A 19,892-nucleotide genomic window follows, 5' to 3' on the forward strand; every position below is an offset into this window, starting at 1 on the left:
CCCGGCGGCGACGCTCGCCGCCGCCGCCCCCGCGGACGCCGCCGCCGCGCTCTCCGCCGCCGCGCACCCGCAGCCGGCGATGACGGCCGCGCATGACGCCGCGCCGCCTTCGCCCCAAGAGACTGAGCGCGAGTCGGCCGCTCACGGGCCGGACGCCGCCGCCGCGCCCGGCGTGGCGGCGCATGACGAGCCCGCCGCGCCCTCCGCCGCCCCATCCGCCGCGCCGAGCGCCGTCCCCGCCGCCGCCGCCGGCGTCGGCGAGGTCCGGATGGCCGGCCACACCGCCCGGCTAGTCTTGCCCTTCGCCCGTCCGGTTCCGGCCGCGATCTTCCGGCGCGGACGCACATTGTGGGGCGTCTTCGACGACGTCGCGCCGCTCGACCTTTCGGCTTTCACCCGCGATTCCAAGGGCTTGGTGACGGCCGTTTCGCAGAGCGCGCTCGATCGCGGGCGCGTCGTGCGGATGACGCTCTCCGACGACGTGCTCGTCTCCGCCCAGGCCGACGGCGCGAGCTGGATCGTCTCGCTCGGCGACGAGGTGCTCAGCCGCTCGGGCGTCGTCGATTTGAAGCCGAGCTTCGACCGCGACGGCCGCGCCGCCATGCAGGCGGATGCGCCAGGCCTTGGAACCGTAAGGACAATTCCCGATCCGGAGGTCGGCGACGAGCTCACCGTGGCGACGCTTGCGGGCCCGGCCCGGGGCGCGGAACGGCCGCGCAGCTTCGTCGAGTTCCAGTCGCTCGCCACCGCGCACGGCCTCGCCTTCCTGCTCGGCGCCGACGACGCCCGCGTGGTCGGGCGCCTCGACCAGCTCTTCGTCGAGCGCGACGGCGGCCTCACGCTCTCGGCCGCCGACGCGACCGCGGACGCCACGCCCAAGCGCAAGAACGACAACGGGGTCACGCTCGGCGCCGAGACCTGGGCGGCCGACAACCAGAAGCCCTTCGCCGAACGCGAGAACGAGCTGATGGGCGCAGCCGCCATGGCCCCGGTCGACGACCGGCAGGAGGCGCGCCTCGATCTCGCGCGGTTCTATCTGGCGCGCCAGCGTCCGGCCGACGCCAAGGCCGTCCTCGGCGCGATCGTCGACGACGGCGGCCTGAGCGAGCGCGACGAGCGGCTCTCGATCATGCGCGCGGCGGCCGAAGTCGGCCTCGGGCGGGCCAAGGAAGCGCGTGCGATTCTCGCCGCGCCGTCGCTGCGCCTGCCGTCCGAGGCCGCGCTGTGGCGCGCCGCCGCGGAGGCGGAGGACGGCCAGACCGGCATGGCCCGGGTCTCGCTCAAGCGCGGCGCGCCCGCGCTCGACGACCTGCCGCCGGAGCTGCAGGCGCGCTTCGTCGGCCTCGACGTGACGCTCGCCCTCGACGCCGGCGACGCCGCGACCGCCGCGGCGGAGTTCGAAAAGCTCGACGTTCTCCCCGCGATCGACGGCGTCGCGCAGCGCGACCTCGTGCGCGCCCGTCTCGCCGAGGCGCTCGGTCGCGCCGACCGGGCGATCGCCTCCTATGAGAGCCTCGCCAAACGCGCCGGCGGCGCCGCGGGCGCGGAGGCGGACCTTCGTGGCGTCGAACTTGGCCTGAAGACCGGCAAGATCGACGCCCCGGCCGCGATCGACCGGCTCGAGCGGCTCGTGACGGGGTGGCGGGGCGACTGGATCGAGGCCTCCGCGCTGTCGCGTCTGATCCAGCTCTACGCCGACGCCGCGCGCTGGCGCGACGCGTTCTCGACCCTGCGCGTCGCCGTCCAGGCCTTCCCGGACGCCGACGGCACCCGCGCGCTCCAGGACAAGATGCAGGAGCGCTTCACCGACCTTTTCCTGGGCGCCGGCGCCGAAACCTTGCCGAAGCTCGACGCCCTCGCATTGTTCTACGACTTCAAGGAGATGAGCCCGGGCGGCAAGCGCGGCGACGAGCTCGTGCGCCGTCTCGCCGACAAGCTCGTCGAGGTCGACCTGTTCGACCAGGCCGCAGACCTGCTCCAGTACCAGATCGACAACCGCCTTGCCGGGGCGGCTCGCGCCCAGGTCGCGGCGCGCGCGGCCCTCGTCGACATGATGAACGGCAAGCCCGCCAAGGCGCTCGAGGTGCTGCGCAAAACGCGCCAGGCGGACCTGCCGGGCTCGCTTCTGCGCACGCGCCTGCGGCTCGAGGCGAGGGCGCTCGCCGAAACCGGCCGCGTCGACCTCGCGCTCGAGATCGCCGACGGGCTCGAGGGGCCGGAGGCCTCCCGGTTGAAGGCCGACATCCTCTGGGCGGCCCGGCGCTGGCCGGAGGCCGGCGAGGCGCTCGAAACGGCGCTCGGCTCCGCCTGGCGTGCGCCGTCGCCGCTCGACGCCAGCCAGCGCAGCGACGTGATGCGCGCCGCGATCGCGCTGTCGCTCGCCGAGGACGGGTTCGGGATCGACCGCCTGCGCCAGAAGTTCTCGGCCAAGATGGCCGACGGCCCGCAAGCCTCGGCCTTCGAGGTCGTGACCGCGCCGATCGAAGCGCGGGGCGACGCCTTCCGGGAAATCGCGCGGACCGTCGCCGCCAGCGCGTCGTTCGACGCCTTCATGAAGGAATATCGCGCCCGCGGGGCCGAGGAGGCGGCGGCGGCCGCTCCCTCGGGCGCGCAACCCCCGAAGGCCTGATGATCTTGGCGGCGCGGAACACGGTCCTGCGAGCCAAGACTTATTTCCCGCTTAAGGCGTCGAAAGACGTGGTGCGACAGGCTCCGCCATGCGAGAATCCTTCATCGCTGGGCATCGCTTCATGGCCGCCAGCGACTGAGAGTCGGGCTAGGCCTTGGGCTTCGTCCGCGCTCCCGCCGTTCGGCCCGGGAGCGCTCCATGTCGTATTACCGGCTCTATTTTTTAAGTCCGGACAACCGGATCTCGCGCTTTGTCGAGCTGTTTCACGACAGCGACCAGCAGGCGCTCGACGACGCCCGCGGTCATGTCGGCGGCGAGGCGATGGAGCTGTGGAACCAGGAACGGTTCGTGGCGCGTATCCCGGCTGAGGAAATGACCGCCAAGTCAGGCGCGCCCGCCTAGGTCTCTCCTTGCGAGGGCCGTTCCGACGGGTCTCGTTTCGCCGGTATGGGGCGCGGCGGATCGCCCGGTTTGCAAGCTCCGACGGCGCTCTAAACGGTCAAAACCGCCATATCGCCTGAGGTGTGGGGACCTCCAGCGGGAGGGCGACGCTAGGCTCCGCCCGTGTAGCTCTGCACGAGGCTGCCTGCGACCAGGTTCCAGCCGTCCACCAGCACGAAAAAGATGAGCTTGAACGGCAGCGACACGATCGCGGGCGGCAGCATCATCATGCCCATCGACATGAGCACCGAGGCCACCACCAGGTCGATCACGAGGAACGGGACGAACAACAGGAAGCCGATCTCGAAGGCGCGGCGAAGCTCCGAGATCATGAAGGAGGGCACCAGAACCCGCAGCGAGACCTGCTCGGGCGTCTCGGGATTCGGTTCGCGCGAAAGGCCCTGGAACAGCGCCAGATCCTTCTCGCGCACATGCGCCAGCATGAAGGTGCGGAACGGCGCGGCCGCGCGGGTGAAGGCGGTGGCGTCGTCGATCTGGCCTGCGAGCCTCGGCTGGACGCCGTCGGTATAGGCCGCCTGGAACGTCGGCCCCATCACGAAGGCGGTCAGGAACAGCGCGAGCGCCGTCACGACGGCGTTGGGCGGCGCGGTCTGGGTGCCGATCGCGGTCCTGAGCAGCGACAGCACCACCACGATGCGGGTGAAGCACGTCACCATCACCAGAATCGAGGGCGCGAGGCTCATGACCGTGATGAGCGCGACGATCTGGAGGGCGCGCTCGCTGGCGCCGCCCTGGCCGAGATCGAGCGTCATGGTCTGGGCGGCGGCCGAGCCCGCGACGAAGAGCGCCGCGCAGCCGAACGCCCAGCCGGCGACCCGCCTCACGCGGCGGAGCGCGGCCCCGACGCGGAGCCGCGTCGCGGTCGGGTCCTCAGCTCTTGGGCTTGCCGACATCCCGCCCGAGCAGGTTCGCCATGTCCGCCTCGAGCGACGCCAGCAGATCGTCCTCGGTCGAAGCGTCAAGCTCGGCGCGCTTTTCGGCCTTCACTTCGGGAGCCGGCGCCGAGGCCGGGGCGGACGGGGCGGGAGCGTCGCCGCCCATCGCCGGCATGGCGCGGGGCAGGTCGGGCTCGGCCGGGGCGGCCGCGGGCCGGGGCGCTGCGGGCGCCACCGGACGCTTGAGCGCGGCGGCGAGGCGGTCGGCGAGCTCGTTCGAGCGGGCGACGGGCTCGGCCGAGCGGGCCGCCGGACCGGCGATGATCTGCTGCGGAACCGGGCGCGGAGCGACGGGAGCTGGAGCAACAGGAGCCGGAGCGGCGGGAGCAGGGGCCTGCGGAGCCGGAGCGGGGGGCGGCGGAGGCGGCGTCGCGGGACGCGCGGGCTGAACGACCGCTTCGGGCTTCGGAGCCTCGACCTTGGGAGCCTCCACTTTCGGAGCTTCAACCTTGGGAGCCTCGGCCTTTGCGGGCTGCGCCTTCGGCGCTTCCACCGCTGCGGGTTTCTGGGTTTCGGCGGCGGGGCGGGCGACCGGCTGGACCTGCGGCGCAGGAGTCGGCTGAGCCGGGCGCGGGGGGATGGTCGGGGCCCGCTGCGCAGGCTGCTGCGCAGGCGTCTCCGCGATCTTGGGATGGACCCGGGTCTGGTCGGCGGGCGTCGGCGCGGCGACGACAGGGGCCGGCGCGGCTGGCTGCGGGGCGCGCGGCGCGGGCGACGGAGACGCCGGGATCGGCTGGGGCGGAACGGTGCGCGCGGGCTGAGGCTCGACCTGGCCGAGCGGGCCCGGTTCGCGCATCTGCTGGACGCCCGGCGGCTGGCGCAGAATGCCGCTCTCGACCACCACGTCGTTCGGCCCGCCGATCATGACGAGGTGCTCGACATTGTCGCGGCGAACGATCACGAGCCGGCGCCGCCCGTCGACGGCGAGCACGTCGAGCACGCCGAGCCGCGGCTGGCGCGAGCGTCCGGAGCCTGCCGTGGGGCCGAAACGCTGGCCGCCGAACCGACGGATCAGCCAGGCGGCGATCACGATCAGCAGGATGACGACCACGAAGGCCAGCAGGAACTTGAGGGGCGTCGGGACGTCGCCGAGGAACTGGTCGAACACGCGAGATACCTCACTCTCGAAGGCGCGGTCGGAACGTGCGGCCCGGCCGGCGCATGCCCGCCGGGTCGATGCATGAAGATCACACGACCGCGACAGACCGCTTCGTCATAGCCAGAGTCACGCGCAAGGTGAATTGAAACTTAACGTTCTTAACGCCTCGTTAACCATGGAGGCGGCAGATTTTGCCGGGCGGCGGCGCAAATCGCGAAAATGGAGTTCGGCGCCGCGACTGGGGAAAGACCCGTGAACGGCATCTCGGAACCATCGCTGATATCGGCGCTGAAAACAAAGATGCGCTGGCACGAGGCGCGTCAGAGCGTGCTCGCCGAGAACGTCGCCAACGCCTCGACGCCGAATTTCCGCGGCCAGGACCTCACGCCGCTCGACCTGTCGAGCCCGGGGACCGCGCCGGTTCGCACCGACAGCCGCCACATGACGCTGGCGTCCGTTCAGGATCTCGGCCGCGCCGGCCCCGTGGACGGCTTCGCCCGCACTCCGGACGGCAACGGCGTGACGCTCGAGGAGCAGATGTCCAAGACCGCCCAGAACCAGATGGACCACCAGATGGCCGCGATGCTCTACAGCAAGAGCCTCGGCCTTCTGCGCACCGCCCTCGGGCGGCGCTGAGGAGGCGACCCATGGACCTTTCCCGCGCGATCGGCCTCGCGGCCGCCGGCATGAAGGCGCAGGCCGGGCGCATGCGCATCATCTCGGAAAACATCGCCAACGCCGATTCGACCGCGCGCACGGCCGGCGGCGAGCCCTATCGCCGCAAGGTGCCGACGCTCCGAGCGACCTTCGACGACGAGCTCGCGGCGCAGTCCGTCACGCTCGGCCGCATCGAGCGCGACCGCTCGGACTTCCGCGTCAAGTACGAGCCCGGCAACCCGCTGGCCGACGCCAAGGGCAACGTGCTGATGCCGAACGTGAATTCGCTCATCGAGCAGACCGACATGCGCGACGCCCAGCGCTCCTACGAGGCGAACCTCAACATGGTCGGAGCGGCGCGCCGGATGATCTCGCGCACGCTCGAGATCCTCAGGGCCTGACGGGAAGGATAGACGGACATGACGAGCCCCACGGCGGCCGCCAGCGCCTACGCGTCCATATCCGGCCTCATGGGCGGCGCCGCGGGCGGCGTCCAGAGCCCGTTGGCCGCGCCGAAAGGCGGCGGCTTCGGCGACATGCTGGAGCAGGCGATCTCCGGCTTCGCCGAGCAGGGCCGCCAGACCGACGCCAAGGCCATGGAGGCGATCTCCGGCAAGGGCGACGTCGTCGACGTGGTGACGGCCGTCGCCGAGAGCGAGCTCGCCCTCGACACCCTCGTGAGCGTCCGCGACAAGGTGATCGCGGCCTACGAGGAAATCATGCGCATGCCGATCTGACCGGCGGCGGTCAGTTCGCACCCAGCAGGTTGAGGCCGATGACCCCTCCCGAAGTTCTCGACGTCGCGCGCGACGGGCTCTGGACGATTCTCAAGGTCGGCGGCCCGCTGATGGTGGTGACCCTTGTCGTCGGCGTCGTGGTGTCGCTCATCCAGGCGCTGACGCAGATCCAGGAGACGACGCTGGTGTTCGTGCCGAAGATCCTCGCGCTCTTCGCCGCGATGCTGCTCGCGCTGCCCTTCATGGGCGACGCGCTCGCCGGCCATATGGGCCGGATCGCCGAGAAGATCGTCTCGGGCGGCTAGCGACTCTGGTACAGATCGGCGTCTCGAACCGCCGCGCGGGCGCCCGATGACCCTGCAGATCCTTCCCGCGGAAGTCGCCGCTTTCGTGCTGATCCTCGCTCGGGTCGGCGCGCTCGTCATGCTGCTGCCGGCGCTGGGCGAAGAAAACGTCTCGCCGCGCTTCCGGCTGACGATCGCGGTTCTGCTCGCCTTCGTGTTCTGGCCGTTCGCGCGGCCGCTCTACCAGATCGACGCCGGCGACCCGATGCGGCTCGTCGGCCTCCTGATCTCCGAGATCGGCGTCGGGCTGATGCTCGGCCTCGTCGGGCGCTTCATCATGTCGGCGCTCTCGGTCGCCGGAAACGTGATCGCGAACCAGCTCGGCCTCGGCTTCGTCATGACCGTCGACCCAACGCAGGGGCAGCAGGGCGCGATCGTCGGCACGTTCTTGAGCCTGCTCGCCATCGCGCTCATCTTCGCGACCGACCTCCATCACCTCGTCATCACCGCGATCGGCCAGAGCTACGAGGCGTTCCGCCCGGGCGTGATCCCGGACATCGGCGACGCCGCGAAGCTCGCGCTGTCGTCGGCCGCCGACGCCTTCCGGATCGGCGTGCAGATCTCCGCGCCGTTCCTCGTCTTCGGCCTGATCTTCAATCTCGGGCTCGGCGTGCTGGCGCGCCTGATGCCGCAGCTTCAGGTGTTCTTCGTCGCGGCTCCGCTCACCATCATCGCAGGCATCGGCCTGCTCGCCATCACCATCGGCGTGTTGATGTCCGTCTTCCTGGACGGCCTGTCGGACACGCTCCGCCTCTTGCTGGGCCGTTGAGCCATGGCTGAGTCCGAAGGCGGCGAAAAGACAGAAGAACCGACCCGCAAGCGCCTCGACGACGCCCTCAAGAAGGGCGACGTCGCGAAGAGCCAGGAGCTCAGCACCTGGTTCGGCCTTGCGGCCGCGACTCTCGTGGTCTCGATCTTCGCCGACGGGACGACGGCGAGCCTCGGCCAGACGCTGACGCGCTTCCTCGCCTCGCCGGAGCGGATCGCGGTCGACGGCGCGTCGCTGCGCGCGATGTTCGGAGGCCTCGGGCTCGCAGTCGCGGCGGCGCTCGCGTTGCCGATGCTGATGCTGGCCTTCGCAGGCATCGCCGGCAACATGGTCCAGCACCCGCCGATCGTGACCGCCGAGCCGATCACGCCGAAGTTCTCGAAGATTTCCCCGGCCTCGGGCTTCAAGCGCATCTTCTCGGTCGAGGGGCTGCTCAACTTCTTCAAGGGCCTCCTGAAGATCCTGATCGTCGGGATCGTCATCTGGATGGTCGCGTGGCCCGAGCGCACGCGCCTCGCGACCCTCGCCGAGAGCGACCTCGCAGGCCTCTTGCCGCTTCTCAAGGAGCTCAGCCTCGAGGTGATGGTGGCCTCGGTGATCGTGTTCGCCGCGATCGCGATCGCCGACTACCTGTTCGCCCGCCACCGCTGGCGCAAGAAGCTGATGATGTCGCTTCAGGAGATCAAGGACGAGCACAAGCAGCAGGAAGGCGACCCGCACATCAAGGGACGCATCCGGGCGCTCCGCCAGCAGCGGTCGAGGAAGCGCATGATGGCGGCGGTGCCGGGCGCGACCGTGGTCATCGCGAATCCGACCCACTTCGCGGTCGCGCTGAAATACGAGGCCGGCATGAACGCGCCGATGTGCGTCGCCAAGGGCGTCGACGCCATCGCGCTGCGCATCAGGCGGGTCGCCGAGGAGGCCGGCGTCACGGTCATCGAGAACCCGCCGCTCGCCCGTTCGCTGCACGCGGCGCTCGAGATCGACCGGGAGATCCCGGCCGAGCACTACAAGGCGGTCGCCGAGGTCATCGGCTTCGTCATGCGGCGCAGGGGCGGGCGGTAAGTCCGCCGACCCCGGAGGTTCACATGCGGCCGCCCGGGAAGCGTCACCGCGTCCGGCGCGGATCGAACGCCTTCGGCGCGATCATCAGCTTCGGCGTGAAGCTTTCGGCGATCTTCTCCCACGGCACGAACTTGAAGTTCGTCTGCGAGGGATCTCCCGAGAAGATGTCGCCCTTGTAGCCGTCCTGCGTGATGAACAGGCCCTTCTTGAAGCCCGGCAGCCCGAAGGAGATGACCTCGGCGCCGTCGCTCTCCTGCACGGCGTCGATCTTCTTGCCTTTGCCGACCCGGAAGGAGCCGATCAGCTCCGGCGTGTCGTCGCCCTTCAGCTTGAACACGACGAAGCTGTCGTCATAAGGCGCGTCCGGCGTCGGCGCGTCGCCATGGGCGTTCCCCTGGCTCGACGCGATCAGATAGGCGTTGTCGTCCTCGCCATAGAAGACGCAGAGCCCCTCGACGTCGCGCGAGATGACGCTGTCGGGATTGTGGAACGAGCTCTCCTTCGAGCCGCGGGTCTCGTAGATGAGCTTCGGCTTCATGTCGGAGCGCACGCGGATCGGAATGCGCCAGATCCCGACGTCCTCCTGGCCTGCGTAGAGCACGCCGGCGCGCAGATCGACCGCGAGGCCCTCGAATTGCGGGCTCCAGTCCTTGAGCGGATCGTTCTCGTTCTCCTCGCGCAGGTTCTGGCCCTTGTGCACGACGGGCACGCGGAACTCGCTGAAATACACCGCCTCGACGGTTCCGCCCTTCCGCGGGACAAGGCGGAAGACCCCGAGGCGCGGTTGGCCGCGCTGCGTGCCGACGGCGAAGACGGCGCCGCTCTCGGGATCCTTGATGGCGGTCAGGCCATAGACGGTGTTCTGGTCCTCGAGCGGATTGTCCTCGAGGCCCTTGCCGTTCTCCTTCGGGCGCTGCGGAAAGGCGCGGCGCGGGTTCTTCGCGGTGATTTCGACCAAAGGCCCTTCGTCGTCGTTCGCGTTCTCGGGCCTTTCGATCTTGAAGATTCGAATCACGTCGAGGCCGCGGTCGCTCGCGATGGCCGCGTCGATCTTCGAACCGTCGGCGAGCTTCAAGCCGTAGACCACGTCGACATTGTTGATGCGGCCGCCGTCAGGCGCGGGATCGACGCGCTGCACGAGCTTGCCCTTGAGGTCATAGACGCGGACGCCGCCGTTCTTGACGGCGGTGACGACGAGGCTGTCGGCGCCGTCGCCCGGCGCGACCCAGACCGCGGGATCGTCGGCGTCTGCGTCGAGATCGCTTTCGGTCAGCGTCTCGGTCTCGAGCTTCGGCTTCACGACGCCGATCTCGGGAGCCTTTGAGAATGCGGGATGCGCAATGAAAAGCGCGGCGATCGCCGCGCTCAGGAGGAGAGGCATGCGCATGGCGTATCTCCTGGAAAAGGCGGGCCTCCACGATGGCCGACGAGGCCCCCGGAAGGTGGCGCCGTCGCATGACGGACCGTTGACGCGCGCACGATAGCGAAAGATGACGCGAAGCGCGCTTGTCACCCGCGTAACGATCCGATATAGCCCGCGCTCTGATCCGGACCGCCTCCCGCGGCGGTCCGTAGGACGGTCGGGCGTGTAGCTCAGCGGGAGAGCACTACGTTGACATCGTAGGGGTCACAGGTTCGATCCCTGTCACGCCCACCATCCGTTCCAGATATTCTTACATGGCTGAAAACCGTTCGCTCTCTCGGGCGGACGCATCGGGCTAAGCGTGACGCCTTTGGCGATCATCGACGGGCGTCCGTTCCGTCCGTGAGCTGAAGACCCGCCCGTTTTGCGTGGCTCAGGAAGCTGTTACGGTCTCGTCGGCAGAGCGGGCTAGATCCAGCTTGACGAGTGTCTTGATGGTCGGTCCAAAAGCCCGTGGGTCGCGCGATCGGCGACCGGCCCTGCAGGACGGCAAGGATCGGCTATGGGCGAGTGGTTCTATGATCTTCCGCCGGACGAGCGTCGGGACCTAACGCGCAAAGCGATCTTCGAGAAGCGGACGCTTATCGAGCGGTGGTCGGGCGCGTCAGGCCTTCCGGAAGAAAATTGGGCTCCGCGCGCGGAGTTGGCCGCCAAATTTCTCAAGAACGCCAAGATTGTGGTGGATTTCGGCGCGTCTGCCATGACGCTCGAGCGGTTTTTGGCGCCGGACGTCCAGTATATTCCGGTCGACTGCGTACGTCTCGACCTTGTCATCGAGGCGAAAGCTTTCGACTCTCCCGAGGAGAAAGCAGCAAAACTGGCCGAGATCGCTCCGTTCGATTATTCGCGCGTCCATGTGGTGGATTTCAACGCCGATCCTCTTCCCGATTTCGGCGCTGACACCGGCGCGGCGCTGGGGGTTCTTGAATACATCTATGATCCCCTGCCTCTTTTGAAGTCGATGCGCGCCCAGCTGAAGCATCTTGTTTTGAGCTACAATCTGCGCACGGGAAAATGCGTGCTCGAACACCGCGAGCGTCATGGCTGGGTAAGTCATCTTACGCGCGCGGAAATCGAAAAGATGATCGCCGATGCCGGCTTCATCGTGGACGCAGAGGTTCATCTGGGAGGAAAGTCCTGGATGTGGAGCCTCAGGTAGTCACAGCGTGCTCTTGCGACGATGACATCACCCCAATCAACGTCGGCCGCTGGCTGTCGGCCTTCGAACTGAATCGCGCGGGCCGTCCTGGGCACTTGCGGGTCGCGGCGGGCCTGGCGCGAGGTTCATCACAGCGACATCTCGGCGTGCGTCAACACGTAGGCGACTGATCTTTCGTCCCGGGACGCCGCTCCTCCGGCGCTCCCACACGCCGGGGTGCGACATGTCAAATCTTTCCGAGCAGCCCGACCTCAGGGGTCGGCGCGCGATCGTCACCGGTTCGACCAGCGGGATCGGGCTCGGCGTCGCGCGAAGGTTCGCGGCGCTCGGCGCCGACGTGGTGCTGAACGGTCTCGGCGACGCCGCCGACATCGAGGAAAAGCGCGCCGCCATCGAGACCGAATTCGGCGTCCGCTGCCTCTATTCGCCCGCCAACATGATGTCGGGCGCGGAGATCGCGGAGATGGTGGCGCTCGCCATCGACGGCCTCGGCGGCTGCGACATCCTCGTGAACAACGCCGGCATCCAGCACGTCTCGCCGATCGTGGAGTTCCCCGAGCCGAAGTGGGACGCGATCACCGCGATCAACCTCACCTCCGCGTTCCACGCCATCAAGGCGGCTCTGCCCTCGATGCAGACGAACGGATGGGGGCGGGTGATCAACGTCGCCTCGGCGCATGCGCTGGTGGCCTCGCCGTTCAAGTCGGCCTATGTGGCGGCCAAGCACGGCATCGCGGGCCTCACCAAGACGGTCGCGCTCGAGGTCGCCAGGGAAGGCGTCACCTGCAACGCGATCTGCCCGGGCTATGTGTGGACGCCTCTCGTCGAGGCGCAGATCCCCGACACGATGAAGGCGCGCGGGCTGACCAAGGAGCAGGTCATCAACGACGTGCTGCTCGAAGCCCAGCCCACCAAGCAGTTCGTGACGATCGAGCAGGTCGCGGGCCTCGCGGCGTTCCTGTGCTCGGACGTCGCCGCCTCGATCACCGGCGCGATCATCCCGATCGACGGCGGCTGGACGGCGCACTGAGGAGATCAGCCCATGAAGCTCGCCGACGTCCGCCGCTCCTATGCGATGCCGATCACCAACCCGGCCTATCCGCCCGGGCCGTATCGCTTCTACGACCGCGAATATCTGATCGTGACCTATCGCACCGACATGGACGCGCTGCGCGCCGTCGTGCCGGAGCCGCTCGAAGTCACCGAGCCGCTGGTCAAGTACGAGTTCATCCGCATGCCGGATTCGACCGGCTTCGGCGACTATACCGAGAGCGGCCAGGTCATTCCCGTGAGCCTCGACGGGCAGCACGGCGTCTACGTGCATTCGATGTTCCTGGACGACGACGCGCCGATCGCGGGCGGCCGCGAGATCTGGGGCTTTCCCAAGGAGCTCGCCAATCCGAAGATCGTCCACGAGGGCGAGGTCATCATCGGCAAGCTGCATTACGGCTCGGTGCTCTGCGCCGTGATGTCGATGGGCTACAAGCACCGCCCCGTCGATCATGACGTGATCGCGAAGTCGCTCGCGGCCCCGAACTTCCTCGTGAAGGTCATTCCGCACGTCGACGCCACCCCGCGCATCTGCGAGCTCGTCCAGTACGGGCTCGAGGACGTCGTCGTGAAAGGCGCCTGGGAGAGCCAGGTCGATCTCGAGCTGTTCCGCCACACGATCTGCGACGTCGCCAAGCTCCCGGTGCTCGAGGTCGTCTCGTCGGTGCACTTCATCGCCGACCTGACGCTTGGGCTCGGAAAGGTCGTGCACGACTACATGGCCGATCCGGCCTGACGGGGAGCGAAGCGATGGACCAGATCGTCAGGAAGCGGAAGAGCGAGACGCCGGACATCGCCGCCATGCTCAGGGAGTATCAGTCGGTCGCGCTGGTGCTGCAGGGCGGCGGCGCGCTCGGCGCCTATCAGGCGGGCGTGTTCCAGGCGCTGAAAGAGGCGGGGGTCGAGGCCAACTGGCTCTCGGGCGTCTCGATCGGCGCGATCAACGCGACCATCATCGCGGGCAACAAGCCGGGCGACCAGCTCGACCGGCTGCGGGACTTCTGGGAGACGGTGTCGGCCCGCAAGGTCTGGCACTTCAATCCCGAGGGCGACTTTTTCCGCCGGCTGCGCAACCAGATGTCGTCGATGATGACGATGAACTCCGGCTTGCCGGGCTTCTTCAAGCCGCGGGACATGAACCCCTGGCTCAATCTGCCGGGCGCGGACGGGGCCACGAGCTTCTACGATACGGGCGAACTCGAACACACGCTTGACCGGCTCGTCGACTGGCGCATCGTCAACGACGGCGAGCGGCGGCTCTCCGTCGGCGCGGTGAACGTCCGCACCGGCAATTTCCGCTACTTCGACAGCGCCATCGAAGTCATCGGCCCCAAGCACGTGATGGCCTCGGGCGCGCTGCCGCCGGCCTTCCCGTCGATCCAGATCGAGAACGAATTTTACTGGGACGGCGGCATCGTCTCCAACACGCCGCTCCAGTATCTGCTGGAGCAGGAGGAGGTCCACGACACGCTGGTGTTCCAGGTGGACCTGTTCAGCGCCCGCGGGATCCTGCCGCGCGACATGCCGGACGTCCTCGCCCGGCACAAGGACATCATGTATTCGAGCCGCACCCGCAACAACACGGACACGTTTCGGCGGATGCACAACATGCGCCTGAAGCTGCACAAGGCGCTTATGCGCGTGCCGCCGGAGGCGCTGACAGCCGACGACAAGATTTTCCTCGCCTCGATGGAGGACGTTCCGCAGATCAACATCCTGCACCTGATCTACCAGCAGAAGATCTACGAGAGTGACGCCAAGGACTACGAGTTTTCCGGAACATCCATGAGGGAGCACTGGGACAGCGGCTATCAGGACACCCGCAAGACGCTGAGGAACCGCGCCTGGCTGGTGAAGCCGCCGGAGACGATAGGCATGACGGTGCACGACGTGCACCGCGACGATCCGAGCTGAGCCGAGCCGCCCCGCGGGGCGCTTCCGCGCCCTTTCAGGCCGAGAGACGACGCTCGGCCTGCTGGGACGACGGCAGGGGGCCGGACCCCAGCCAGCGGGGTCCGAGATCGAGCCCCTTGGGCGGCGCGCCTGTCGCCTCGCCGGCGACGCGCGCCGCGATGTAGGTGAGCGCGGCCGTGACGAGGCGCGGCGAATAGGGCTTGGCCATCACCGCGCAGGCGCCGGCGAGATCGGCTGGCAGCATCGACGGATTGGCTGTGGTGAACACGCCGGCGATGTCGCGGGCCGCGGCGGCGCGCGCGACGTCGGCGCCGGTCCAGCCGTCGGCGAGGCGAAGGTCGATCAGGGCGAGATGGACAGTGGTCGAGGCCAGCAGGGCGATGGCGGTGTCGCGGTCGGCCGCGAGCCCGACGAGCTCGTGGCCGGCCTCCGTCACCAGCGGGCTCAGCGCGCCGGCCACCGCCATGTCGTCCTCGACGATCAACACCCGCATGCGCTTCCCCCGAATCGCCCGACGGCCTTCTGGTAGCCGCCGGCAGGGGCGCGCGCCACGCGCCGATGGGTCGCCTTGACGTCGGGCCTTCGTCCCATATCGGGACGCCTAAGACCGCGCGACCGGATCCGCTCAGAGGGTCTTCGCAAGCGCCTCGAGCTGGTCGGCGCATTTGCCCCAGCCCTCGTGGAACCCCATGGCCTCGTGGGCCTTGCGGTCCTCGACCGTCCAGTGCCGCGCGCGGGCGACGTAGCGGGTCTTGCCGCCTTCGTCGGCGAAGGTGAGCGTGCAGGCGAAGAACGGCTTCTCGGACGGCTCCCACGCCTTCGTGAACGCGTCGGTGAAGACCAGCTTCTCGTTCGGGACGACCTCGAGATAGACGCCGCTGTTCGGATATTCGTTGCCCTCCGGATCGGCCATCACCACGAGCGAGGAGCCGCCCGGCCGGAGGTCGATCTCGGCGTGCGGCACCGTCCAGGGCTTCGGGACGAACCACTGCTTCATGAGCTCGACCTCGGTCCAGCACCGCCAGATCTTCTCGCGGGGAGCGTCGAGCAGGCGGTCGAGGACGAGTTCGCGGGTTTCGGCGGCCTCTGGGGCGGACGTTTCGGCGGCGGTCATGTCGTGTCTCCGTCGGTTCTGCGTGTCGTCCCGAGGACGAGCGGCGCGCAGGCTAGCCGACAGAGATCCGAAATTTTTCTCCGTCGCGCTTCACGTTCCCTTGGCCACGATCGCCTCGTGCCAGGCGACCGCCCGGCGCATCATGCCGAGATGCTGGCGCTCGTACATGCGCCCTTCGATCTTGAGCGCGCCGGCCTTGCCGTGCTCCGGCTCGTCGAAGATCGAGATCACCTTGCGGGCGCGCTCGACCTCGTCGCTGCTCGGCGCGAAGCAGGTGTTGGCCGGCTCGATCTGGCTCGGATGGATGATGGTCTTGCCGTCGAAGCCGAGGTCGCGCGACTGGCGGCATTCCTCGCGGCAGCCCTCGACGTCCTCGATGTCGTTGAACACGCCGTCGAGGATGGTGAGGCCGTTGGCGCGCGCGGCCGCGAGCGCCATCATGATCCACGGCATCATGGGAGCGCGGCCCTTCACGATCTGCGCCCAGGTGTCCTTGGCGAGGTCGTTGGTGCCGAGCACGAGGCAGGTGAGCCGGCAACCCGGCACCGTGCGGCGGCCCTTGGCGATCTCCTGGATGTTGAGGATCGAGGCCGGCGTCTCGATCATCGCCCAGACGTCGATGCCCTCCGGCGCGTCGAGCGCCTCGAGCCGGTTGGCGATGTGCTCGAGCACCGCGGTCGACGACACCTTCGGCATCAGGATCGCGTTGGGCTTGGCCTCGATCGCGGCCTGCAGGTCGGCCTCGCCCCACGGGGTCTGGGGCGCGTTCACGCGAATGACGATCTCGCGGTTCCCGTAGCCGCCTTCCTTCACCGCGCGGCACACCTGTTCGCGGGCGATCTCCTTGGCGTCAGGCGCGACCGCGTCTTCGAGATCGAGAATCAGGCTGTCGGCCGCGAGGGTCTTCGCCTTGTCGAGCGCGCGCTGGTTGGAGCCGGGCATGTAGAGGACGCTGCGGCGCAGGCGAAGATCGGCCATGGGGCGCTCCCGTTGCGTGATATATCGGGAGCACTTCCTAGCAGAGATCCGCGCCGTGGAGCGACGCCGATCTTCAGACTTTCTTCCGATCAGGGTTCAGCGAAAATGAAAAAAGGCCGGGACAAGCCCGACCTTCTCTCTGCGTCCCGAAAGGCTCCGCCAGTACATCCGTGGTCGAACGCCTGGAGACGCGATCCGGCTCGCAGGCCGGACATGAGATGAAACTGCGCCCGTATGGTTAAGGATTCATGAACGCGCGATCACGAAGCCGTCACTGAGGGCGCTGGCGCGTTCAGCTCGACAGGGCCGCGGTGAGCTCGCGCAGGTTCGAGCGCATCATGTCGACGTAGGTCGAGGCGGGACCGCCGGCGGGCGACAGCGCGTCCGAATACAGCGCGCCGCCGACGCGCGCGCCGGTCTCCTTGGCGATGCGCTCGATCAGGCGCCTGTCCGAGATGTTCTCGACGAACACCGCCGGGACCTTGGTCTCCTTGATCTGGCGAATGATCCTGGCGACGTCCTTGGCGGAGGCCTCGGACTCGGTCGAGACGCCCTGGGGCGCGATCACCTCGAGGCCGTAGGCCATCGCGAAATACCCGAAGGCGTCGTGCGAGGTGATGATGCGCTTGCGCTCGCCCGGGACCTTCGCCCAGGCGGCCTCGATCTCGGCGTCGAGCGCCTCAAGTTTTTCGGTGTAGCTCTCGGCGTTCGCCCGGTAGGTCTCCTCGCCGTCGGGGTCGGCGGCGATCAGCGCGTCGCGGATGTTGGCGACATAGACCACGACGTTGCGCACGTTCTGCCAGGCGTGGGGGTCGACCGAGCCGTGGCCATGATCGTGACCGTGGTCGTCGTCGTCCTTGAGTTCGATCGGGGTCACGCCCTTGGTGGCGACCACGACGGTCGCCTTGCCGCCCGACGCCTTGGTGAGCTTCGAGATCCATCCTTCGAGGCCGAGGCCGTTCTCGAACACGATCCTGGCCTGCGCGACCTTCTTCGCGTCCGCCGGGGAGGGGGAGAACACGTGCGCGTCTCCGTCGGGGCCCACGAGCGTCTCGACGCTCACCCGCTCGCCCCCGACCTGCTTCACGAGGTCGCCGAGGATGGAGAAACTCGCGACCGTCTTCAGCGGCTCGGCGGCGGCGGGCGACGCGAACAGTCCCGCCGCAAGCGCTGCGGCGGCGAGAGAAAAGAGACGCATGGGGGCGCTCCCTGTTGGACGAGAAGGTTCAGGCCGCGCGGTGTCGGCGCGCGGGCAGCAGACGCCAGACGAGGCCGGCGCTCGCGCCGAAGGCGATCGAGACGAGGTAAAGCGCGCCCGCGGCGAGCACGATCGCGGGGCCGCTCGGAACGCCGGTGTGGTAGGAGCCGAGCAGTCCGAAGAGGCTGGCGAGCGCCCCGACCGCGATCGCCGCCACGAACATTCCGGACAGGCGCGCGGACCAGAACGCGGCGCTTGCGGCCGGCAGCATCATGATCCCGACCGAGAGCAGCGTTCCGAGCGCCTGGAACCCGGCGACGAGATTGAGCACCACGAGGCCGAGGAAGACGAAGTGGGTCGGTCCGCCGGACCGGCTGACCGAGGCGAGGAAGCCCGGGTCGACGCATTCGAGAACGAGAGATCGATAGAGCGCCGCGAGCGTCAGCAGGGTCAGCGAGGACACGCCTGCGAGCAGGAACAGCGCGTCGTCGTCGAGCGCGAGCACCGAGCCGAACAGCACGTTGAGCAGGTCGACGTTCGAGCCTTTCAGCGAGACCAGCGTGACGCCGAGCGCGAGCGACAGGAGATAGAAGGCCGCAAGCGCGGCATCCTCCTTCAAAACGCTGGTGCGCGTCAGGAGGCCCGCCAGCACGGCGACCGCGACGCCGGCCGCGAGCCCGCCGATCGTCATGGCGGGCAGCGACAGGCCCGCGACCAGGAAACCCACGGCCGCGCCCGGCAGGATCGCGTGCGCCATCGCGTCGCCCGCCAGGCTCATCCGCCGCAGCATCAGGAACACGCCGATGGGCGCCGACCCGACCGACAAAGCGAGCGAGCCGACGAGAGCGCGGCGCATGAAGTCGAACTCGACGAAGGGGGCGACGAGCGCGTCGTAGGGGGTCATGCGGCGTGGTCCACGGCGCAGACGGGCGCGTGGTCGTCGAAGGCTTCCTGCATGCCGCGGGCCTCGAGCAGGCGCTCGGGGCGCAGCGCCTCGGAGGTTGGGCCCCAGGCGACCTGGCGTCGCGCAAGAAGCAGCGTCTCGGGGAAGGCGCGGCGGACCGTCTCGAGATCGTGCAGCACCGCCACCACGGTGCGCGTCTCGGCCCGCCAGCGCGCCACGAGCTCGAGCAGGTCCGAGACGGTCTTGGCGTCGATCGCCGCGAAGGGTTCGTCGAGCAGGATCACGGCGGCGTCCTGCAAGGCGAGGCGGGCGAACAGCGCGCGCTGAAGCTGGCCGCCCGAGAGCGTGCCGATCTGGCGTCGCTCGAAACCGGAGAGCCCGACGCTCGCGATCGCCTCGGCCACGGTCGCGCGGTCGCCTTTCGACAGGCCGCCGAACAGGCCCCTGCGCCGCCAGAGGCCGGTGGAGACGAGGTCGAACACGTCGATCGGAAAGGACCGGTCGAGCGCCGCGGCCTGCGGCAGATAGGCGATCTCCCGCACTTTCAGCGCGCCGCGGTCGATGCGTCCGCCCAGCGGCTTCAGCGTTCCCACGAGGCCTTTCAGCAGCGTCGACTTGCCGGCGCCGTTCGGGCCGACGACCGCAAGCAACGCTCCGGGCGCGATTTCGCCGGTCAGGTGATGGACGGCCGGATGCCGGTCATAGCCGAGCGTCACGTCGTCGAGCCGGATGGCGGAGGCGGCGCTCACGACACGACCCACAAGACGCCGCCCCAGACGAGCGCGACCACGGCGAGCGCCGCCGACAGCCGCGCGGCGGCGGAGGCGCGCAGCAGCGACCCGGTCGCGTCAGGCGCGGGACGTCCCGATTGAAGACGACGATGGCCGCCATGATGATGGCCGTGCGCATGATGGTCGTGCGCGTCGTGGCCGGAATGGTCGTGAGGCATGAGGCGACGCCGGGAGGTCGAGAGATCTCAACGTTATAATGTTACAGAAGCGACGCGCAAGCCATCCGGATGCGCGTTTTGAGCGCAGGCCGGGCAGCGGCGCGCGACCCGGCGGCAGGCGCGCAAGCCAGCGGCAGCCGTGAAACCCAAAGGATAGTCAGGGAGGAGCTTCAGCCCTGCGGCTGCTCGGCGCCGCGGCGGCCCGGGTCGTTCTTGAGAGCCGAGCGCACGAAGGCGACGACGGCCCACACGCCGAGGCACAGGCCCGCGGCCTCGAACCCCCAGGCGAAGTATTCGCCGAGGCCGAGGAAGCCCGCGATCGCCCAGCCGCCTGCGACCGCCGCCGTGATGGTCTGAGCCGCGATCAGAATCACGGCCGAGACCAGAGTGACGGCGCGCGCCAGCGGCGTCTGGATCGAATGCGACGTCTGGTCGGTCACGGAAGGCGAACTCCGAAGGCGTGAGGCCGCGCGGCCTCGTTTCGCGGACTTTTAGCACGCCGGGCG

At 68.8% G+C, this 19,892-nt stretch carries 23 protein-coding genes and 1 tRNA gene; 13 read left to right on the top strand and 11 right to left on the bottom strand.

Annotated features, from left to right (window positions below):
• On the top strand, window positions 1-2,629 hold a 2,629-nt coding region (locus ACFOWB_RS05775; protein WP_378146189.1), incomplete at its 5' end, for a hypothetical protein.
• Between the two features lie 198 nt (window positions 2,630-2,827).
• Complete coding sequence (locus ACFOWB_RS05780) at window positions 2,828-3,031, top strand: hypothetical protein (protein ID WP_261404200.1); 204 nt, start codon at window positions 2,828-2,830, stop codon at window positions 3,029-3,031.
• A 149-nt stretch (window positions 3,032-3,180) separates the two neighbouring features.
• On the opposite strand, the gene fliP is transcribed toward ACFOWB_RS05780, so the two are convergent.
• Together fliP and ACFOWB_RS05790 are read right to left on the bottom strand one after the other, a co-directional pair.
• Entirely contained in the window at window positions 3,181-3,984 is an 804-nt protein-coding gene (fliP, locus tag ACFOWB_RS05785; RefSeq protein WP_261404199.1) for a flagellar type III secretion system pore protein FliP, read from the bottom strand.
• Window positions 3,962-5,134 (bottom strand): FliO/MopB family protein, encoded by a 1,173-nt coding sequence (locus ACFOWB_RS05790; RefSeq protein WP_261404198.1) that lies wholly within the window; start codon window positions 5,132-5,134, stop codon window positions 3,962-3,964. Before ACFOWB_RS05790 ends, fliP begins: the two co-directional genes overlap by 23 nt.
• A 243-nt stretch (window positions 5,135-5,377) precedes the next feature.
• On the opposite strand from ACFOWB_RS05790, the gene ACFOWB_RS05795 reads away from it, so the two are divergent.
• From ACFOWB_RS05795 to flhB, 6 genes are read left to right on the top strand one after another with little or no spacing between them, the layout of a single operon-like run.
• Entirely contained in the window at window positions 5,378-5,761 is a 384-nt protein-coding gene (locus tag ACFOWB_RS05795; protein WP_378146192.1) for a flagellar basal-body rod protein FlgB, read from the top strand.
• Between the two features lie 11 nt (window positions 5,762-5,772).
• Entirely contained in the window at window positions 5,773-6,183 is a 411-nt protein-coding gene (flgC, locus tag ACFOWB_RS05800) for a flagellar basal body rod protein FlgC (protein ID WP_378146194.1), read from the top strand.
• A gap of 18 nt (window positions 6,184-6,201) precedes the next feature.
• Window positions 6,202-6,519, top strand: coding sequence for a flagellar hook-basal body complex protein FliE (locus tag ACFOWB_RS05805; RefSeq protein ID WP_261404195.1), 318 nt, complete (start codon window positions 6,202-6,204; stop codon window positions 6,517-6,519).
• A 38-nt stretch (window positions 6,520-6,557) separates the two neighbouring features.
• Window positions 6,558-6,824 (top strand): flagellar biosynthesis protein FliQ, encoded by a 267-nt coding sequence (fliQ, locus tag ACFOWB_RS05810; RefSeq protein ID WP_261404194.1) that lies wholly within the window; start codon window positions 6,558-6,560, stop codon window positions 6,822-6,824.
• A gap of 46 nt (window positions 6,825-6,870) precedes the next feature.
• On the top strand, window positions 6,871-7,632 hold the full coding sequence (fliR, locus tag ACFOWB_RS05815; protein WP_378146196.1) for a flagellar biosynthetic protein FliR: 762 nt from the start codon (window positions 6,871-6,873) through the stop codon (window positions 7,630-7,632).
• A gap of 3 nt (window positions 7,633-7,635) precedes the next feature.
• Window positions 7,636-8,697: a flagellar biosynthesis protein FlhB gene (flhB, locus tag ACFOWB_RS05820; RefSeq protein ID WP_378146198.1), complete on the top strand. Its 1,062-nt coding sequence runs from the start codon at window positions 7,636-7,638 to the stop codon at window positions 8,695-8,697.
• Between the two features lie 43 nt (window positions 8,698-8,740).
• On the opposite strand, the gene ACFOWB_RS05825 is transcribed toward flhB, so the two are convergent.
• Window positions 8,741-10,084, bottom strand: a complete 1,344-nt coding sequence (locus ACFOWB_RS05825; RefSeq protein WP_378146200.1) for a phytase — start codon at window positions 10,082-10,084, stop codon at window positions 8,741-8,743.
• Window positions 10,085-10,279: 195 nt separating this feature from the next.
• On the opposite strand from ACFOWB_RS05825, the gene ACFOWB_RS05830 reads away from it, so the two are divergent.
• The 5 genes from ACFOWB_RS05830 to ACFOWB_RS05850 all read left to right on the top strand — a co-directional run bounded on the left by ACFOWB_RS05830 (window position 10,280) and on the right by ACFOWB_RS05850 (window position 14,243).
• Window positions 10,280-10,354: transfer RNA gene (locus tag ACFOWB_RS05830), tRNA-Val, on the top strand.
• A 268-nt stretch (window positions 10,355-10,622) separates the two neighbouring features.
• A complete protein-coding gene (locus ACFOWB_RS05835; protein WP_261404191.1) occupies window positions 10,623-11,279 on the top strand; it encodes a hypothetical protein in 657 nt (218 codons plus the stop codon).
• Window positions 11,280-11,502: 223 nt separating this feature from the next.
• Window positions 11,503-12,309, top strand: a complete 807-nt coding sequence (locus tag ACFOWB_RS05840) for a 3-hydroxybutyrate dehydrogenase (protein ID WP_261404190.1) — start codon at window positions 11,503-11,505, stop codon at window positions 12,307-12,309.
• Between the two features lie 12 nt (window positions 12,310-12,321).
• A complete protein-coding gene (locus ACFOWB_RS05845) occupies window positions 12,322-13,065 on the top strand; it encodes an acetoacetate decarboxylase (protein WP_261404189.1) in 744 nt (247 codons plus the stop codon).
• 14 nt (window positions 13,066-13,079) lie between these two features.
• Window positions 13,080-14,243 (top strand): patatin-like phospholipase family protein, encoded by a 1,164-nt coding sequence (locus ACFOWB_RS05850; RefSeq protein WP_378146203.1) that lies wholly within the window; start codon window positions 13,080-13,082, stop codon window positions 14,241-14,243.
• A gap of 34 nt (window positions 14,244-14,277) precedes the next feature.
• Here the strand turns inward: ACFOWB_RS05850 and ACFOWB_RS05855 are convergent, their stop codons facing one another.
• The 8 genes from ACFOWB_RS05855 to ACFOWB_RS05890 all read right to left on the bottom strand — a co-directional run bounded on the left by ACFOWB_RS05855 (window position 14,278) and on the right by ACFOWB_RS05890 (window position 19,826).
• Window positions 14,278-14,736, bottom strand: a complete 459-nt coding sequence (locus ACFOWB_RS05855) for a response regulator (RefSeq protein WP_261404188.1) — start codon at window positions 14,734-14,736, stop codon at window positions 14,278-14,280.
• 132 nt (window positions 14,737-14,868) lie between these two features.
• Window positions 14,869-15,357, bottom strand: a complete 489-nt coding sequence (locus ACFOWB_RS05860; RefSeq protein ID WP_261404187.1) for an SRPBCC family protein — start codon at window positions 15,355-15,357, stop codon at window positions 14,869-14,871.
• A gap of 90 nt (window positions 15,358-15,447) precedes the next feature.
• Window positions 15,448-16,335 carry an HpcH/HpaI aldolase/citrate lyase family protein gene (locus tag ACFOWB_RS05865; protein ID WP_378146205.1) on the bottom strand — a complete coding sequence of 296 codons (888 nt, stop codon included), beginning with the start codon at window positions 16,333-16,335 and terminating at the stop codon, window positions 15,448-15,450.
• A 292-nt stretch (window positions 16,336-16,627) separates the two neighbouring features.
• Entirely contained in the window at window positions 16,628-17,533 is a 906-nt protein-coding gene (locus tag ACFOWB_RS05870; protein ID WP_261404186.1) for a metal ABC transporter substrate-binding protein, read from the bottom strand.
• Window positions 17,534-17,561: 28 nt separating this feature from the next.
• The gene (locus ACFOWB_RS05875; protein WP_261404185.1) at window positions 17,562-18,437 is read right to left on the bottom strand and encodes a metal ABC transporter permease; all 876 of its coding nucleotides are present in this window, start codon (window positions 18,435-18,437) and stop codon (window positions 17,562-17,564) included.
• Complete coding sequence (gene aztA, locus ACFOWB_RS05880) at window positions 18,434-19,198, bottom strand: zinc ABC transporter ATP-binding protein AztA (RefSeq protein ID WP_449252279.1); 765 nt, start codon at window positions 19,196-19,198, stop codon at window positions 18,434-18,436. The genes ACFOWB_RS05875 and aztA overlap by 4 nt, the downstream gene beginning before the upstream one ends.
• On the bottom strand, window positions 19,183-19,386 hold the full coding sequence (locus ACFOWB_RS05885) for a hypothetical protein (RefSeq protein WP_261404183.1): 204 nt from the start codon (window positions 19,384-19,386) through the stop codon (window positions 19,183-19,185). The genes aztA and ACFOWB_RS05885 overlap by 16 nt, the downstream gene beginning before the upstream one ends.
• A 170-nt stretch (window positions 19,387-19,556) precedes the next feature.
• A complete protein-coding gene (locus ACFOWB_RS05890; RefSeq protein ID WP_378146208.1) occupies window positions 19,557-19,826 on the bottom strand; it encodes a hypothetical protein in 270 nt (89 codons plus the stop codon).
• Window positions 19,827-19,892: the final 66 nt, after the last annotated feature.

The organism is Chenggangzhangella methanolivorans, from assembly GCF_042648545.1.
Classification (GTDB): domain Bacteria; phylum Pseudomonadota; class Alphaproteobacteria; order Rhizobiales; family Methylopilaceae; genus Methylopila; species Methylopila methanolivorans.

Excerpts from the sequence above, each read along its gene's own strand:
- ACFOWB_RS05780 (WP_261404200.1), top strand. The coding sequence starts at position 2,828 with ATGTCGTATTACCGGCTCTATTTTTTAAGTCCGGACAACCGGATCTCG.
- fliP (WP_261404199.1), bottom strand. The coding sequence starts at position 3,984 with ATGTCGGCAAGCCCAAGAGCTGAGGACCCGACCGCGACGCGGCTCCGC.
- flgC (WP_378146194.1), top strand. The coding sequence starts at position 5,773 with ATGGACCTTTCCCGCGCGATCGGCCTCGCGGCCGCCGGCATGAAGGCG.
- ACFOWB_RS05805 (WP_261404195.1), top strand. The coding sequence starts at position 6,202 with ATGACGAGCCCCACGGCGGCCGCCAGCGCCTACGCGTCCATATCCGGC.
- fliQ (WP_261404194.1), top strand. The coding sequence starts at position 6,558 with ATGACCCCTCCCGAAGTTCTCGACGTCGCGCGCGACGGGCTCTGGACG.
- fliR (WP_378146196.1), top strand. The coding sequence starts at position 6,871 with ATGACCCTGCAGATCCTTCCCGCGGAAGTCGCCGCTTTCGTGCTGATC.
- flhB (WP_378146198.1), top strand. The coding sequence starts at position 7,636 with ATGGCTGAGTCCGAAGGCGGCGAAAAGACAGAAGAACCGACCCGCAAG.
- ACFOWB_RS05825 (WP_378146200.1), bottom strand. The coding sequence starts at position 10,084 with ATGCGCATGCCTCTCCTCCTGAGCGCGGCGATCGCCGCGCTTTTCATT.
- ACFOWB_RS05835 (WP_261404191.1), top strand. The coding sequence starts at position 10,623 with ATGGGCGAGTGGTTCTATGATCTTCCGCCGGACGAGCGTCGGGACCTA.
- ACFOWB_RS05840 (WP_261404190.1), top strand. The coding sequence starts at position 11,503 with ATGTCAAATCTTTCCGAGCAGCCCGACCTCAGGGGTCGGCGCGCGATC.
- ACFOWB_RS05845 (WP_261404189.1), top strand. The coding sequence starts at position 12,322 with ATGAAGCTCGCCGACGTCCGCCGCTCCTATGCGATGCCGATCACCAAC.
- ACFOWB_RS05850 (WP_378146203.1), top strand. The coding sequence starts at position 13,080 with ATGGACCAGATCGTCAGGAAGCGGAAGAGCGAGACGCCGGACATCGCC.
- ACFOWB_RS05855 (WP_261404188.1), bottom strand. The coding sequence starts at position 14,736 with ATGCGGGTGTTGATCGTCGAGGACGACATGGCGGTGGCCGGCGCGCTG.
- ACFOWB_RS05860 (WP_261404187.1), bottom strand. The coding sequence starts at position 15,357 with ATGACCGCCGCCGAAACGTCCGCCCCAGAGGCCGCCGAAACCCGCGAA.
- ACFOWB_RS05865 (WP_378146205.1), bottom strand. The coding sequence starts at position 16,335 with ATGGCCGATCTTCGCCTGCGCCGCAGCGTCCTCTACATGCCCGGCTCC.
- ACFOWB_RS05870 (WP_261404186.1), bottom strand. The coding sequence starts at position 17,533 with ATGCGTCTCTTTTCTCTCGCCGCCGCAGCGCTTGCGGCGGGACTGTTC.
- ACFOWB_RS05875 (WP_261404185.1), bottom strand. The coding sequence starts at position 18,437 with ATGACCCCCTACGACGCGCTCGTCGCCCCCTTCGTCGAGTTCGACTTC.
- ACFOWB_RS05885 (WP_261404183.1), bottom strand. The coding sequence starts at position 19,386 with ATGCCTCACGACCATTCCGGCCACGACGCGCACGACCATCATGCGCAC.